The sequence below is a fragment of the Pseudomonas sp. SIMBA_068 genome (genome assembly GCF_046534705.1).
Lineage (GTDB): Bacteria > Pseudomonadota > Gammaproteobacteria > Pseudomonadales > Pseudomonadaceae > Aquipseudomonas > Aquipseudomonas putida.
This window is the reverse complement of sequence record NZ_JAWRYI010000626.1, coordinates 1-267: the sequence shown is the minus strand read 5'-3', so window position 1 is coordinate 267 and position 267 is coordinate 1. Positions and strand designations below refer to the sequence as shown.

The 267-nt window shown below is 39.3% G+C and carries 1 protein-coding gene; it reads left to right on the top strand.

Going from position 1 to position 267, the window contains the following annotated elements; all coding sequences use genetic code 11:
* Positions 1–15: 15 nt before the first annotated feature.
* On the top strand, positions 16–267 hold a 252-nt coding region (locus SB756_RS30715; protein WP_410913322.1), incomplete at its 3' end, for an alpha/beta fold hydrolase.

The following is a 267-nucleotide window of genomic DNA, read 5'->3' as shown; positions in this document are numbered from 1 at the left end:
AAAAGTTTTAAGCCCATGCTTGATGGCCAAAAGCCAGAGCAAACTTGGTACTGTATTGATTTTTCTGGACATGGTTTAACATCGTGGCGCAGTGATGACGCACATTACTATTTTGTTGATTACATCGATGATGTTTATCAATTTATTGAAGCTATTGGTGCTGACAAAGTTCATTTAGTCGGGCATTCTATGGGAGCTATGGTCGCGGGTCTTTTCGCCAGTTGCTTTAGCCAAATGGTTAAATCGGTAAATTTTATTGAGGGTATT